The organism is Salibacterium sp. K-3, assembly GCF_054052005.1.
Genome location: NZ_JBSVZE010000001.1, coordinates 2224224 through 2239604 on the forward strand (window position 1 = coordinate 2224224; position 15381 = coordinate 2239604).

General features: G+C 48.3%; 16 protein-coding genes. 3 read left to right on the plus strand and 13 right to left on the minus strand.

Annotation, left to right across the window (positions count from 1 at the left end):
• Window positions 1–36: 36 nt before the first annotated feature.
• From hemW to gpr, 5 genes are all read right to left on the minus strand, one after another.
• Window positions 37–1209, minus strand: coding sequence for a radical SAM family heme chaperone HemW (hemW, locus tag ACW9JV_RS11150; RefSeq protein WP_457334231.1), 1173 nt, complete (start codon window positions 1207–1209; stop codon window positions 37–39).
• Complete coding sequence (gene lepA, locus ACW9JV_RS11155) at window positions 1206–3032, minus strand: translation elongation factor 4 (protein ID WP_457334233.1); 1827 nt, start codon at window positions 3030–3032, stop codon at window positions 1206–1208. The genes hemW and lepA overlap by 4 nt, the downstream gene beginning before the upstream one ends.
• A gap of 99 nt (window positions 3033–3131) precedes the next feature.
• Entirely contained in the window at window positions 3132–3422 is a 291-nt protein-coding gene (locus ACW9JV_RS11160) for a hypothetical protein (protein WP_457334235.1), read from the minus strand.
• Window positions 3423–3435: 13 nt separating this feature from the next.
• The gene (spoIIP, locus tag ACW9JV_RS11165) at window positions 3436–4578 is read right to left on the minus strand and encodes a stage II sporulation protein P (RefSeq protein WP_457334237.1); all 1143 of its coding nucleotides are present in this window, start codon (window positions 4576–4578) and stop codon (window positions 3436–3438) included.
• Between the two features lie 127 nt (window positions 4579–4705).
• Window positions 4706–5815, minus strand: coding sequence for a GPR endopeptidase (gpr, locus tag ACW9JV_RS11170; protein ID WP_457334239.1), 1110 nt, complete (start codon window positions 5813–5815; stop codon window positions 4706–4708).
• 162 nt (window positions 5816–5977) lie between these two features.
• Between gpr and rpsT the strand changes: the two genes are divergently transcribed.
• On the plus strand, window positions 5978–6244 hold the full coding sequence (rpsT, locus tag ACW9JV_RS11175) for a 30S ribosomal protein S20 (RefSeq protein ID WP_457334241.1): 267 nt from the start codon (window positions 5978–5980) through the stop codon (window positions 6242–6244).
• A 40-nt stretch (window positions 6245–6284) separates the two neighbouring features.
• Here rpsT and holA read toward each other — a convergent pair whose 3' ends face one another.
• Window positions 6285–7343, minus strand: a complete 1059-nt coding sequence (gene holA / locus ACW9JV_RS11180) for a DNA polymerase III subunit delta (protein ID WP_457334243.1) — start codon at window positions 7341–7343, stop codon at window positions 6285–6287.
• A gap of 293 nt (window positions 7344–7636) precedes the next feature.
• Here holA and ACW9JV_RS11185 point away from each other — a divergent pair, with 293 nt between their 5' ends.
• Window positions 7637–7774 carry a YqzM family protein gene (locus tag ACW9JV_RS11185; protein WP_457334245.1) on the plus strand — a complete coding sequence of 46 codons (138 nt, stop codon included), beginning with the start codon at window positions 7637–7639 and terminating at the stop codon, window positions 7772–7774.
• Window positions 7775–7822: 48 nt separating this feature from the next.
• Here the strand turns inward: ACW9JV_RS11185 and ACW9JV_RS11190 are convergent, their stop codons facing one another.
• From ACW9JV_RS11190 to ACW9JV_RS11200, 3 genes are all read right to left on the minus strand, one after another.
• Entirely contained in the window at window positions 7823–10153 is a 2331-nt protein-coding gene (locus tag ACW9JV_RS11190) for a DNA internalization-related competence protein ComEC/Rec2 (RefSeq protein ID WP_457334247.1), read from the minus strand.
• On the minus strand, window positions 10150–11445 hold the full coding sequence (locus ACW9JV_RS11195; protein ID WP_457334249.1) for a homocysteine synthase: 1296 nt from the start codon (window positions 11443–11445) through the stop codon (window positions 10150–10152). Before ACW9JV_RS11195 ends, ACW9JV_RS11190 begins: the two co-directional genes overlap by 4 nt.
• Before the next feature lie 75 nt (window positions 11446–11520).
• Window positions 11521–12147, minus strand: a complete 627-nt coding sequence (locus ACW9JV_RS11200) for a helix-hairpin-helix domain-containing protein (RefSeq protein WP_457334251.1) — start codon at window positions 12145–12147, stop codon at window positions 11521–11523.
• A gap of 102 nt (window positions 12148–12249) precedes the next feature.
• Here ACW9JV_RS11200 and comER point away from each other — a divergent pair, with 102 nt between their 5' ends.
• Window positions 12250–13077 (plus strand): late competence protein ComER, encoded by an 828-nt coding sequence (gene comER / locus ACW9JV_RS11205; RefSeq protein WP_457334253.1) that lies wholly within the window; start codon window positions 12250–12252, stop codon window positions 13075–13077.
• Between the two features lie 15 nt (window positions 13078–13092).
• Here comER and ACW9JV_RS11210 read toward each other — a convergent pair whose 3' ends face one another.
• Genes ACW9JV_RS11210 through ACW9JV_RS11225 form a run of 4 tightly spaced genes read right to left on the minus strand, consistent with a single transcriptional unit; the run spans window position 13093 to window position 15378 of the window.
• Window positions 13093–13866: a class I SAM-dependent DNA methyltransferase gene (locus ACW9JV_RS11210; RefSeq protein WP_457334255.1), complete on the minus strand. Its 774-nt coding sequence runs from the start codon at window positions 13864–13866 to the stop codon at window positions 13093–13095.
• A 14-nt stretch (window positions 13867–13880) separates the two neighbouring features.
• Window positions 13881–14234, minus strand: coding sequence for a ribosome silencing factor (rsfS, locus tag ACW9JV_RS11215; protein ID WP_457334257.1), 354 nt, complete (start codon window positions 14232–14234; stop codon window positions 13881–13883).
• Window positions 14235–14813, minus strand: coding sequence for a bis(5'-nucleosyl)-tetraphosphatase (symmetrical) YqeK (gene yqeK, locus ACW9JV_RS11220; protein ID WP_457334259.1), 579 nt, complete (start codon window positions 14811–14813; stop codon window positions 14235–14237). It lies immediately after the preceding gene.
• Window positions 14806–15378 carry a nicotinate-nucleotide adenylyltransferase gene (locus tag ACW9JV_RS11225; RefSeq protein WP_457334261.1) on the minus strand — a complete coding sequence of 191 codons (573 nt, stop codon included), beginning with the start codon at window positions 15376–15378 and terminating at the stop codon, window positions 14806–14808. Before ACW9JV_RS11225 ends, yqeK begins: the two co-directional genes overlap by 8 nt.
• Window positions 15379–15381: the final 3 nt, after the last annotated feature.

Genomic DNA, 15381 nt, shown 5'->3' on the forward strand with positions numbered 1-15381 from the left:
TCAATAAAACAGGGATATTTCCACATCGTTTCACCCTTAATCATCCAGTAGAAACCGCGCAAACACCTCATTGCCGAGAAGCTTCCCTTTTTCGGTCAAATAGAGGGAGCTTCCGGAATCATACAGGAGACCTCCTTCGGTCAGCTCCCTTACCACTTCCGGATAGACATCATAATAGGAACATTGATATTTACGGAAAAAACGGGAAGCAGAGACTCCTTCCTGCATTCTCAGTCCCATAAACATTTCCTCTTCCATCATTTCAGACCTTGAGACCTCATGTGTTTCTTTCAGCGGATGTTTCCCGGCTTCCACCGCTTTCAGGTAATGAGGAAGCGGGCCCATATTCGCGTATCTTACTCCATTCACATACCCATGGGCACCGGCACCAAAACCATAGTACTCTTCATTTTTCCAGTACGTTTTGTTATGTTCACTTTCTTTTCCCGGCCTGGCAAAATTGCTGATTTCATAAGCATGAAACCCGGCAGCAGAAAGGGCGTCCTCCAGTTCTTCATACATCGCAGCTTCCGTATCTTCCGGGAGCGGCTTTATTTTACCCTGCCGGTACCAGTTGTGAAACATCGTTTTTTCTTCGATTTTCAGCGAGTAGGCGGAAACATGATCAATATCCAGCTTCACAGCTTCCGACACCGTTTCCTTCCAGTCTTCCATCGACTGTTCCGGCAGGCCGAACATTAAGTCAATGGAAATATTGTCAAAGCCGGCTTCCCTTGCCTTTTGAACCGTATCCCGGGCTTCATCAGCTGTATGGCCGCGGCCGATGTGCTGCAGAAGACGGTCATTGAAGGTCTGGATGCCGATGCTTAACCGCGTCACTCCTTCATCTTTCATCATGTCAAACTTCACCCGGTCCGCTTCGCCGGGATTCACTTCCACCGTAAATTCCTGCACCGGACGGGCCGGATCTGTACATGATTTTACATCCCGAAGCACCTGCCGAAGCTGCTCCGTCGTCAAAGCCGTCGGTGTGCCTCCCCCAATATAGATCGTCTTGACGGAGGCAGTGCCGGGCAGCGAGCGTTTCATTTCTTCGCCCAGCTTCTCAATATAATAATCGACCGGCTGATTTTCAATAAAAAATTTATTAAAATCACAGTAGTGGCAGATATATCTGCAGAACGGAATATGAACATAGATGGAAGAAGGGGATGACAGCAGCTGTTTTTCTCCAGCCGTCTGCATCATTGGTCATCATCCATGCGGAGCACCGACATGAACGCTTCCTGAGGTACATCCACTTTTCCGACGCTTTTCATACGGCGTTTGCCTTCCTTCTGTTTTTCAAGAAGCTTCCGTTTTCTCGTCACATCCCCGCCGTAACATTTGGAAAGCACATTTTTTCGTATGGCCTTGATGGTGGAACGGGCGATAATACTGTTTCCGATCGCCGCCTGCACCGGTACTTCAAACTGCTGGCGCGGAATAAGATCCTTCAGCTTCTCTACAATCGCTTTGCCGCGTTCATAGGCCATATCCCGGTGGACGATAACAGACAACGCATCGACCGCTTCATTGTTCAGCAGAATATCCATTTTGACGAGGTTGGATTCCCGGTATCCGGAGAACTCGTAATCAAAGGACGCATACCCTTTTGTATTAGACTTCAACTGGTCAAAAAAGTCATACACAATCTCTGTAAGCGGGAGATAGTACACGATGTTCACCCGGTTTTCATCAAGATAGCGCATATCCAGAAATTCCCCGCGTTTTTTCTGACAGATTTCCATAACCGCGCCGACAAAATCATTCGGTACCATAATGGTCGCCTGGACGAACGGCTCCTCCACCAGTTCAATTTTCTGCTGGTCAGGCATATTCGATGGATTATCAATCTCCACCAGTTCCCCGTCTGTCAAATAGACGTTGTAGATCACACTTGGTGCAGTTGTAATCAGGCTGATACCGTACTCTCTTTCGATCCGCTCCTGGATGATTTCCATATGAAGAAGACCAAGAAATCCGCACCGGAACCCAAAACCGAGAGCCTGCGAACTTTCCGCTTCAAACTGCAGCGAGCTGTCGTTCAATTCAAGGCGCTCGAGCGCATCCCGGAGTGCGTTGTAATCACTGGCATCGACCGGATGCATTCCACAGAACACCATCGGGTTCATTGTCTTATACCCTGGAAGTGGTTCTGCGGCAGGCTGACGCGCATGGGTGATCGTATCACCGACTTTCGAATCGCTCACATTCTTAATGGAGGCAATTAAAAAGCCGACATCTCCGACGGTTAATTCGTCACATCCCACCGGTTTCGGCGTGAACACACCGACTTCGGCCACTTCAAATTCCTTGCCGGTCTGCATCATTTTAATTTTTTCTCCCGGCCGGATGGTTCCTTCCACGATTCGGATATAGGCAATAACCCCCCGGTATGTATCATAAAGCGAATCAAATATCAGAGCCTGAAGCGGGCTTTCGGGATTTCCGGCGGGAGCCGGTATTTTCTCAACGATCTGTGACAGAATGTCCTCGGTCCCGAGACCGCTTTTCGCTGAAGCATATACCGCATCGGAGGCGTCAATGCCGATAACATCTTCGATTTCCTGTTTGATCCGTTCCGGTTCGGCACTCGGCAGATCCACTTTATTAATAACCGGGATGATTTCAAGGTCATTGTCCACAGCCAGGTATACGTTGGCAAGCGTCTGTGCTTCAATGCCCTGGGACGCATCCACGACGAGCAGCGCTCCTTCACAGGCCGCAAGGCTCCGGGATACTTCATAGGAAAAATCCACATGTCCCGGTGTGTCTATTAAATGAAACGTATACTCTTCCCCGTCGGTGTGGGTATACTTTAAATGTACCGAATTCAGTTTGATCGTGATGCCGCGTTCGCGTTCCAGATCCATTGCATCAAGCATCTGATCTTTCATTTCCCGCTCCGGCAGCGAACGGGTGGTTTCAAGAATGCGGTCGGCCAGGGTGGATTTTCCGTGGTCGATATGGGCAATGATGGAAAAGTTTCTGATGTTTTTCTGCCTGCTCGCTTTGTTTTCCTCGTTCATGCTTTTATCACTCCTGCTCAAAATAACACTGCACTTCATTCCATGAAGACTGCCGTACGTTAACACTAACTTTCATTATATCAACGGGAATTCTCCACTTCAATCATTGCTGCGGGAGTCAGGCGGTGAATCAAAAACATCCAGGCTTTTTCCGATATCGGAAAAAATATTCATCTTCTTTGATTCTTTGATCTGCTGCTGCCGTTCCAGCAGCTCTTCTGCTGTATCCTTGCCGGCGGAAGAAGGTGCTGGAGCATCTTCAGGCTCCTCCACCGCTTCGGAAGATATCGCTGATGATTCTATCCGGTACTGCTCCGATACATGCACCCCTGTCATCATTCCTCCCAGGAAAAATACCAACGCCGCAAGAAAAACGGTCAGGATTCTCAACGATGTCTCCTCCTCACTTATTCGTCTCTTCATAATAAGCACTGATCACTTCAGCCAGCGCTTCCGCTGTACGATACGTTTCTTCCAATGTATTTTCTGTGCCGCCGATCTCGATCAGAACAGACTGCTCGGAAAGATCCTGATTGTATCTGCCATTTACGCCGCCCCCTCCTTTTGTGAGCACCCCTCTGCTTAATCCCGGATAGGATTCTTCCAGTCTGCTGTGTAACTTATTTGCCATTTCCAGGTTCTTTTCATAATGCGGATTGTTTTCTCCGATGACAAAAAACGTTCTTGCGAGCGTTTCTCCATTTATCGTGACAGTAGTAATGTCACGGGGCTGGGAATCGCGGTGCAGATCAAAAAACAGGTCAAGCTGCTCGTGTTCATTCATAGCTTTCTGAAGCACATCGCGGGATACTTCATAGGACCGTGGAAATTCCCAGCCGTTTTCGTGGAGCTGCTGCTCAATATCTGTTGTATCCACCACGGTACGTATCCCTCTTTCATTCAGTTCCCTGCCGAGCCGCTCTCCCACTTTGGTAATATTGACGTCGGGGTGGAAGGCACTCTCGACATCTTCTTCAAGTTCCGGGTAATAGGATTCACGACTGTGGGAATGTACAATGTGGGCTACCGCCTCGCCGGACGGACGGCTGTCTGTTCCTTCTTCCGGATCCAATACTTCCAGTCTATCAGCTGCTGCGTCTCTTTCCTGCATCAGCACTTCCATCGGAGGCGCCGATTCTATCGGCATATTCGTAAAATCAGTACCTTCCCCGGCCACGACAATATTTCCATCAAACAGAGCAAGTCCCGGAATTTCCCGGCCAAGAAGCGTTCTGGGCTCATGAAAATCCAACCTGGTCACTAATTCAAACAGCATTCTCGGCACTGATTCAGTCTCATTTTCGGTAAATACAGCTTCTTTAAAATAAGAATTTTCAAACTGAAACACCGAGACGAGGAGGTTCTGTTGAATATCTGCACTCCATGTATGTAAATGCCTGGAGGAGAACAAATTTCCCTGTCCGTTTGACGTGAGCGTGGTAATAAACAACATCATAAACAAAAGTCCGCATAAGGTGCCTGCCATCCATTTACGCAGGCCTGTCCAATTGCTTCTGCTGTTTTTGTTCCGGTTTTCGTTCCACATGCTGTTCCCTCCCTGCTCTACTCTATGAGAAAACGCTGATAGATTAGAACGGAAGATTTATACAGGTCCTGTGAAACGAAAAGAGGCCGCCTTTCTCATGGCAGCCTCTTGTTTAGATGGTTCCATCCTATTTCGTGTACGTTCCGGTGCTTTTCTGGGAAATACTCTGATGCAGGGCGGCATTTAAACCTTCAGCCACCACATTGGCCATGTTTTCCATAAACACGTCCACTTCTTTCGGCGTCACCATCAGGTTGTGTCCGAGCGGAGCGAGCACTTCCTGAATTAACTGCCGTTTTTCCTGTTCTTCCAGTCCCCCCACCATTCCAAGTACAGCCTGCCGTTCTTTTTCTGCGGGAAGATCTTCCTCTTGCAGTTTCTTTTTGTCCCCAAAAACCATTCCAGCAGGGGTCAACGCTCCAGCAGGGGTCTCCTCTTCCTTCATTTCCCTGCCGAGGTGCTTCAGCATAAAATCGATGGTGTCACTTGTAATTGTCACTGCATCTACAACCGTCGGAATTCCGATAGCAATAACAGGAATCCCGAGTGTTTTTCTGTTTAGCGCGCGGCGGTCATTGCCGACACCGGATCCTGGATGTATGCCGGTATCCGACATTTGAATTGTCGTATTCACCCGTTCAATGGAGCGGGAAGCGAGGGCATCGACGGCTATCACAAAATCCGGATTTACCTTTTCAACGGCAGCTGATATCAATTCGCTCGTTTCCACCCCGGTCAGACCCATCACCCCGGGAGAAAAAGCACTGACAGACCGAAACCCTTCTTCCACCTGTTCCGGTGCTTCTTTGAAAAGATGTCGTGTCACCACCAGGTTATCCACTACCATCGGACCCAGTGCATCCGGGGTTACGTTCCAGTTCCCGAGACCGGTAATCAAGCAGGATGCGTCTTTTTTTACCCCAAGCCGTTTTAAAAATTGCGCCGTTTCCCGGGCGAGAACAGCTTCCATTGCCTGTTGCAGCTTCGTGTCCTGTTTGCGGACGCCCTGGGCTTCCAGTGTCAGATATTCCCCTGCTTCCTTGCCAGTTCGCTGCGCTCCTTCTTCATTTATCGTCACTTTCGTTATCTTGACACCTTCCTGTTGTTTTTCATGAACCTGTATGCCGGTATTTTTCTTCTGACTGGAAGAACGGCGCATCTCCTGTTCTTCCAGTAGTTCCTTTTCTTCAATGGCCAGGTCGGTGCGGACATTTTTTTTTGACAGATCCAGTTCCATTATCAGCCACCTGCTTTCCGTATCGTCCTGTTTCATTCTTACTATGTAGTATGGACGACGATCGACCTGTTATTCGTGTTGCACGTCTATTTGTTTTTTGATAGAATCCTCTTGTGTTTCCATTCTTGCTCGAAGATGGAACAAAACAAGGGAGGTGACATCATGCCAAATATCAAACAGGCGAAAAAACGGGTAATTGTAAATGAATCCAAGCGTGTGAAGCAGCATGCTTTTAAGTCAGCGATGCGTTCTGCCATCAAGGAATTTAATAAAAAGGCTGACAACAAGGATGTAGAAGGAGCGAAAAACCTTCTCAGCCTGGCAACAAAGAAAGTAGACAAAGCTGCTGACAAGAAGATGATTCATAAAAATACAGCTGCAAGAGCTAAATCAAAAATGAATCAGCGTTTCAATGAAATCGCCCAGTAATAACGAAAACGACTCCTCCGCAGAGTCGTTTTTTTATTGTTCACGTGATTAAGGCGGCAATGCTTAATTCCAGCTGCAGATTTTTATCCACTTTTCCCGTTTTTATCTGCTCATCTGCTTCCGCCAATGTTTGAAGCACCTCTTTCAGGCGGCTTTCTGAATACGACCTGCTCTGCTCTTCCGCTATTTTGACCGCATAGGGATGGACTTTCAGCCGTGACGCCATTTTCTGGCGGGAATACCCGGTCTTTTTCAGGTGGGAGACGTGCAGAATCATTCGGAACTGCCTTGCCAGCAGGGTTAAAATTTTGATCGGTTCTTCATTCTTTTTCATCAGATCATAATATATCCGAAAAGCCTTTTCCCCACGACCATGCACGACATGATCGACCAGTTCAAACACATTATCTTCCAGTGTCCGCGGCACCAGCTCTTCCACCATCTCTTCAGTGATCTCATTCCCATCACCTGCGAAAAGTGCCAGTTTGTCCATTTCAGAAGAAAGCATCATCATATCTTTTCCCGCCAGCTGCATCATTTTCTGCTTCGCATCCGATGTTATCGAGACGGACCTGCTTTGGCAGAAACGATGAAGCCATTGATCCATATTCTTCTCATCAAACGCAGCAGCTTCCAGAAAGACGCCCTGTTTCTTCAGTTTTTTCACTATTTTTTTTCGTTCATCCAGCTTTTCATACGGAGCCGTGAATATCATGACCGTTTCCGAAGGCGGATGATCGATATAATTCTCCAGATAGGAAAGGTTATGTTCGACTTTTTCCTTTTCTTTCGAACCAGTTAAAAAATAACAGTTTTTCAGCACCACAACCCTTCCCGATCCAAAAAAAGGAAGCGTCTCTCCTTCTTCCAGTGCTGTATCTACAGGAACTTCCTTCATATCATACACGGAGTGGTTGAAATCCCTCTCTTCTTCCGCGAGAGTGTTTGCCGTAATTTTTTCGATGACATGACTTATTAAGTACGCTTCTGTTCCATATAATAAATAAAGCGGAGCGATGTTTTGATTTTCGATATCTTGTAAAAGCGGAATGTAATCCATGCATACTGCACCCCAATAGCTATGTTCGTCTCCTTCCATCCTATGCTTCCCGGTTGTTTTTCGCAACAAAGAAGGAAAAGGAAAGTGCACGGAAGGCACTTTCCATTTATAATCAACGTTGATAAAAAGGCCTAGGACAACTTTTTATCAACGATATCCGGGGTTCATTTTTAGTTTATCCTATGTCCGGGCGGGTTATAGGTGACAACTGTTTACAGCGGCGGCAGTGTCATCCTTCCCTGCAGCAAACAAGATCGTTGATCAGATATGGATTTTTTGTCGTGCTTGTCCTATAATGTACAGAGAAGTGCAAGCGTAAGGAGGGGATGGCCGTGAATGAATTCGAAAAGGATGTACAGAGCAAACGAAATGACTTGGTCGACTCGATCGTCGGCTTCGTTGTGCCTTTCGGTTTTTTCACACTGATTATGGTGATTGCTACCGTGATTGAAGTAGCAGGCGGGTTTTAATAAAATATCAGCACCTCGGGCTGTATCCTGTGATACAGCTCTTTTTTGTTATTGTTCACATTCCGGCGGTTGGTGAGTTGCTGCCTGCCTGATGTTTTCAATTTTTTCCTCCGTGTATACGATCTGAACGGCGCCGCCTCTGTCCGTCCGGTATACCGCCGCCCCTGCCTCGGCAAGCGTTTCCAGCGTTTCTTCATGGGGGTGTCCGAAACGATTGCAGCGCCCGGCTGAGATAAGTGCTGCTTTCAGATTAAGCTTTTCGATAAACGACGGTGAGGAAGACGTTCGGCTGCCGTGATGGCCGACTTTTAAAATATCCGCTGTCAGACCGGGATAAGCAGACAGAAGCTGTTCTTCTCCTTCCTTTTCCAAGTCCCCGGTAAAAAGCCAGTTCAGCTTGGCCAATTCTGCCCGCAGAACGATGGAACGTTCATTTCCCGGAGGTTCTCCGCCTTCAGGAGCAAGTACCTGAAAAGAACTTCCTCCCGCATGCCATCGGCCCCCTTTTTCTGCCGGCAGCACCGGAATACCTTTCTTCCTTACCGCACGCAGAAACTGCTTCTCTGCCTCTTTAAATTCCTCCCCTCTGCCGTAAAGAACCTCTCCAACTTTCATGTTCTCCATTACCGCATACGCTCCGCCATAATGATCAATATCTCCGTGGGTGACAATCAATTTATCCAACGCTGTAATGCCCCGCGCCTTTAAAAACGGAACGACAATATCGGCTCCCGGGTCATATGGATCCTCTCTTATTTCCCATTCTTCACGCGGAAAATCCAGTGCGCCTCCGGCATCTATCAGATATACCTCCTGCCGGCGGGGCAGTTCGATCACAATGCTGTCTCCCTGCCCGACGTCGAGCATCGTAATATAGCCTCTGGGATAAAGATAAGGGTGTAAAAGCTGAAATACCAGTACACCTGACATCACCAGCACCGGGAAGATCAGTCTTTTCCCGGCGCCCCTGCAGTCCAGGCGGAAAAAGAAAAAATAAACGGCAGCACCCAGCGCAGCTGTAATAAAAAGAGAGGGTTTTCCCGCGATAAGTGTGAACTCACTCCAATCCCCTGCAATACCCAGTATTTGGTGCGCCAGACCTATGAGCATGTTGAAAGGGGAAGAGACAATGGAAAAAACAGAAGCCGGCAAAAAGGAGAATACAAACAGAAGTAAGACGCCGGGAAGGACGAGAATGGAGACAAACGGAACAAACACCAGGTTCAGAACCAGGCTTAGAAAGGAAAACTCATAAAAATGAAACAGAATAATGGGAAGTCCGGAAAGCTGGGCAATCATGCTTACAATGACAGCCGCCTTCCATCTGCTCTGTCTTTTCAGTATATTCCGGGAAAGGAGCAGAGAGCCGCTGATAAGAAAAGAAAGCTGGAACCCGATATGGTACAGATAATAGGGATGAAGGAAAAGAAAAGAAAGCGCCGCGATGCAGAGCACGAAAAAGGGGTCCACGTTTTTCCTGCCGGTTTTGCTCCACAGTATATAGGCAGCGACCATACAGACTGCCCGCAAAACGGATGGAGCAGCTCCGGCGAGGACAGTGTAAAGCGGAAGCATGATCAACAGCATCCATTCCGACTTTTCCCGGGTAAGACCAAGATGAAGCAGCAGATAATACACCATTCCGCAAAGAAGGCCTACATGAAGGCCTGACACTGCCAGGAGATGAATTAAACCGAGCGTTTGATAATCGGTTTCGATTTCTGCGTCAAGAAGCTCACGTTCCCCGAAGAGAAGCGCTGCTGATATTCCTTTCAGGTTCTCCGGAAACATTCTTTCAATGCGCTTGATTCCTTCGTACCTCCATGCTTTAAAAATATAGGAAAGACTCTGGATGCCGGATGCACACTGAATATCTTCCACAGACGAAATATCCAGTTCCCAGTAAGTATGCTGCTGTTTTAAATACTGACGGTAATCAAAGGCGTAAAAATTGGAAGAAGAGGAAGGAAGGGTTAATGTTCCTTGTGCGGTACAGAAGCGTCCCGGTGAATAGGAGGAGGTCCTCTGCGTTTCTGATTCATCGTGAAGTCTCAGTCGAAGCGAGGTCATTTCGCCGGTATCCGTGCGGAGGGTAAAACGTACAAGGCTGCCGTCCCGGTAGGCACCGTCCTCTATCGTTCCCCGGATGACCGTCTCGCTGCCGCTAAACGAAGAAACGTGAGCATGTTCCGCCCACTCGGTCCGAACAGCAAAGCATGCAAATACTACCAGCAGAAGAACGGCGGATAAAGCTCGTTTTTTAAGCAGCAGGAAAGCAAGGAGAGCAGCCGCCATTCCAGCTGTCCATATTTCTCCGGATACAACGAAATGAATGGCGGCACTCCCGCTTATGACCCAATGTAGGGCATCGTTTTTCAAGTAATGCTCTGCTGACTTGTTTCCAGCGCCTGTTCAATGTCAGCAATGATATCATCCGCATGCTCAATGCCGACAGATATCCGGATTAGATCCGGCGTAACTCCGGCCGCTTTCTGGTCTTCTTCGGTCAGCTGCTGGTGGGTTGTGCTTGCAGGGTGGATCACAAGCGATTTGGCATCCCCGACATTGGCGACGTGGGAATGAAGACGGCAGGCGTTGATGAAAGCTTTTCCTTCTTCCGTTCCTCCCTTAATGCCGAAGGTTAAAATGGCTCCTTTTCCTGCAGGAAGATACTTTTCCGCCTTGTCAAACGTCGGATGGGAAGGATGACCCGGATAGTTCACCCACTCCACATGGGGACTGTCTTCCAGATACTTTACAACTTTTTCCGCATTTTCACAATGGCGTTCCATCCGCAGATGAAGGGTTTCAAGACCCTGCAGCAGAAGGAACGAATTCATCGGCGCGATGGCAGGACCGAGGTCACGCATGAGCTGCACCCTAGCTTTGATGATATAGGCGAGTTCTCCGACTGCCTCGGTGTACACCACACCGTGGTAACTTGGATCCGGTTCGGTCAATTCCGGGAATTTTCCATTGTCCCAGTTAAAACGGCCGGAGTCCACAATAACGCCGCCAAGGGTCGTGCCATGTCCACCTATAAATTTGGTTGCAGAATGAACGACAATATCGGCACCATGGTCCATCGGCCGGCATAAAGCAGGTGTAACGACCGTCGCATCCACGATTAACGGAAGACCATGATCATGTGCCGTTTCAGCTACTTTTTCAATATCGAGAACAGCACCGTTCGGGTTGCCGATCATTTCACCAAAAACAAGTTTTGTTTTATCATTGATTTTTTCAGCAAAGGCATCCGGATTGTTCCCATCCACAAGGTGCACCTTAATACCAAGTTTAGGCAGTGTATGCACAAACATATTGTACGTACCGCCGTACAGGCCGCTCGAGGCGACAATTTCATCACCTGCGCTGCAGATATTCAAAACGGCAATCTGAATCGCGGAACTGCCGCTCGCAGCAGCCAGCGCCCCGACCCCTCCCTCGAGTTCGGCGATGCGTTTTTCAAATACATCCTGCGTCGGGTTCATTATCCGGTTGTATATGTTGCCGAATTCCGACAGAGAAAAAAGGTTCGCAGCATGATCCGTGTCTTTAAATTCATAAGACGTAGTCTGATAAATCGGCACCGCCCTGGCCTGGGTGGCGGGATCCACTTCCTGTCCGGCGTGGACGGCTTTCGTTTCCAACTTCCATTGATCTTCGTTCACTGGTATGTCCCCTTTCAGATTAACCTTCTCTTTTATATTATCAAAAGATTCTAATATTTGAAATCCTTTGCACCATTATTTCAGAGACACTTTGTCCTTCATCTGCTCCAGGGACGCTTCCCCGATCCCCGATACATCAAGCAGATCTTCTTCCTGTTCAAACGATCCCTGCTCCTCCCGGTAGGCAATAATCGCAGCTGCCTTGGCAGGTCCTATTCCAGGCAGCGTCTCGAGTTCGGCAGCTTCTGCGTAATTAACACGAATCTTTGCTTCTCCTTCGTCCTGCACGCCCGCAGCGGGTTGCTCTTCTCCTTCTTCTGGAACAAGCACCACCATTTCATCGTAAAGTTTTTCGGCAAAATTCACAGCCGCAGGAGCTGCTTCTTCTGTCATTCCGCCAGCTGTATCTATGGCGTCAATAACGCGGCTGCCTTCCCTTAGTTCATACACTCCCGGCTCCACCACCGCTCCCTTCACATCGATCACAACCTCTTGCATACGGCCGTCGGTGCTGTTTTCCGGCTCCGCATCTGATCCAGCTTCGGGTCCGGCGGCCGTGGTTTTTTCTTCCCAGAATACTTCGTCATCTTCCACGTCCTGCACAGTCGTATCCTGGCGGAAAACAATCAGCAGAAGAAAAACAATGAGCACAGCGGCAGCTGCCGTTCCGGCAGCCAGCGTGTATATCAAATTCCGGTTCATTTCTTCACCTCTTCTGTTTTTTTTGCAGTATAGTTATGAGAATTGTCACATAGAATGTGGAAGTCGAATCATTACAGAAATATGTACGAAGGAGGGTTCAGCGTGGATAATGTTGGATTGATAGGGACTGGTAACATGGGAGGGATGCTGGCGGAAGTTATGCTGCAGCAGAACAGCCTTTCTCCGGAACATATGTACATTTATAACCGTACAAAAGAACGTAACAAAGACTTTCAGGCTGCATTTCCTCTCGTCAACACAGCCGGCAGCATGAAAGAACTGCTTGCCTGCACAGACACCATTTTCATCTGCGTCCGGCCAAAACAATACGAACCGCTGCTTGATGAACTGAAAAAACATCTGACGATGGAACATATCGTCGCCACCATCACAAGTCCGGTGCTCCTTGAAGATCTCGAAAGCCTTCCGGCACGGAGGGTCGTCCGCACGGTGCCGACGATTGTCAACAAAACCGGGACCGGACCGCTTCTCTTAACATTCGGCAGCCAATGGGCAGAAAAAGAAAAAATGGTATTCCGACAGTGGCTCGGCACGTTTTCGGAACCTGTGCCGATAAGTGACCGTACGCTCCGTGTATCGAGCGACATTATTAGCTGCGGACCGGCTTTTATCAGCTATCTGCTTGAACGTTTTATCGATGCAGCCGCAGAAGAAACGGAAATTGAGCATGGAGAAGCGGAAATACTGGCGGAGAAAATGATGATGGCTTACGGCCGGCTCCTCTCGGAAAAGCACTACAGCCTCGGGGAGCTCCGCCGGAAAGTCAATGTGCCGGGAGGTGTAACCGGTGAAGGGCTTAAGGTTCTGAGCCGCTTCAGCGAAGGAATGTTTGAAGAGGTGATCGAGCGGACCCATCATAAATACGAAGAGGATAAAAAAGAGATGGGTGCTCTTTTTCAGGAAAAATAATACTGTAATCTGTTACTAGTTTATACCGGCAGAGCGGTTTTGTACAGGTTTTTCTGCATGGAAAAAAATCCGGTCCGCGTCTTCTCCGGGAGGGTTCCAGGTAAAATCGCCGTAAATACCGCGGATCTTAAACCCTGATTGTTCCAGATATGAACGATACGAAGCAACGGGAAAAGCGCGCTGCCGGTGCTGTTCATCAAAACGTCTGTACTGATTGTGCTGATCGTGGATAAAAAGGGAAAGTTCGTGGTGCACTTCCGCCGTTCTGCCGGAAGGAACAACATTCCATATGTAAGCTGCATCCTCAGCAGCATCGGCAAAAGAAAAATCCATTAACACCTCTTCCACATAACGGACTGAATGAACATCAAAAAGGAGTGAACCACCTTCGTTCAGATGATTGTAAAACGTCTGGAATGTGTTAAAAAGATCGGTTTCTTCCGTCACATAATTTAATGAGTCACAAAAGGACAGCACCACATCATACGTGGCGGGAATGTGGAAATGTCTCATATCCCTCTGAAACAGAGCCGGAGCATATCCGCGGCTTTCCAGCTTTTGTTGCGCCATCTCCAGCATATCACCGGAGAGATCAAGCCCCTCTGCCTCATAACCGAGATCAAGCAGCGCAAGAAGCATTGTTCCCGTGCCGCACCCAGCATCCAGAATAGTCTGCGGAGGAACTTCTTCATTTTTCATTAATCCGGTCGCCCAGCTGATCCACTCTGCATAAGGGGCTTCTTCCATCAAACGGTCATATACCCGGGCAAAGCCGCTGTATGTCTCCATGTTTCAACCTCTTTCTAGGAGGATGCGGTTTCCAGCTGAACAGTGGAAGCGTCTCCCCATAATTTTTCAAGATTGTAATACGGACGCTCATCTTTATGAAAGACATGAACAATCACATCACCGAGATCAATCAGCACCCATTTTGCTTCATCGAAGCCTTCCAGGCGTTTCACATCTACGCCGGACTGCTGAGCCTGTTTTTTAATATCCTGGGCAATAGCCTGCACCTGCTTGTGCGAATTTCCATGGGTGATTAAAAAATAATCGGCGATCAGCGAGATTCCTTTCATATCAAGGGCAGTCAGCTGCTCTGCTTTTTTGTCCCCGGCAGCTCCCGCGGCGAGCTCCAATAGTTCCTTTCCTTCCATTCATTCTCCTCCTTCATTCTGTTTTTTCAGTGTTAAGTCGTTATAAGCGGACAACGTATCCGGAAACACAGGCTGCTGTTTCTCCAGGAGAAACGTCACCGTATTGCTGAGTGCGGTCCGGACCGCTTCGTCGATATCCGTTTCGGCAATGTCCCTGGCCTCTGCTGCCCCAGGGTGGCGGCGGTTCGGCTCGATATAATCAGCAAGAAAAATAACTTTTTCCATATCGGACATTTGCGGTCTTCCGGTAGTATGCCAGAAAATCGCCGACAATATTTCTTCATCGGTAATACCGATTTCCTGTTTTACCAGCCAGGATCCGGCCGGTGCGTGCAGCAGTTCGTCTCCGTAATAGATAAAGTTCTCATCCATCTGCTGCTCTTTAATGATGCGGCGCATTTCTTCTTTTGGCCGGAACTTGGCGTAATCGTGAAAAATGGCGGCCGTTTCTGTTTTGTCCTGATCGATTCCAAGCTTACGTGCAAGCGTGAGTGCCGTATCTCTTACCCCCAATGTATGCACATAACGGTGCTCTGTCAAATGAGGCTTCACTCGTTCCAGCGCTTCTTTTCTATCCATACAACCGATGCTCCTCAATAAAAATACGTACCCGTTCGGGCAGATAATACTTGATATTTCCTCCGCTGCGGATCCTCTCTCTGATCATCGTAGACGATATGTCCATCAAAGGCACTTCGATGTAATACATTCCCGCACCACTGCGCGGCGCAGTGTAACCGGGACGATCAATAACAGCAAACGTCACCCGTTCTTTTAATTCATCAATATTTTTCCACGAAGGAAGGCTGGCGGCCATATCTCCTCCGACAATGAAATAAAAGGATGTTCCCGGATACTGTCCGTTCAGACGTTTCACAGTGTCCAGCGTATAGGAAGGGCCTTTGCGGTCCAGTTCGACAGCGGATGTTACAAAGCGTGGATTTTCTTCTACTGCAAGCTTTGTCATCTGCAGTCTTTCCCCGGGACCGGCCATTTGATCACGGGATTTATGAGGCGGGGAATAAACCGGAATAAACCAGACCTCATCCAGCTTTAAAACGCTTAAAGCTTCCTGGGCAATGATGAGATGGGCATGATGAGGAGGGTCAAATGTCCCTCCCAGCAGGCCGATTTTTTTTGTCATAGT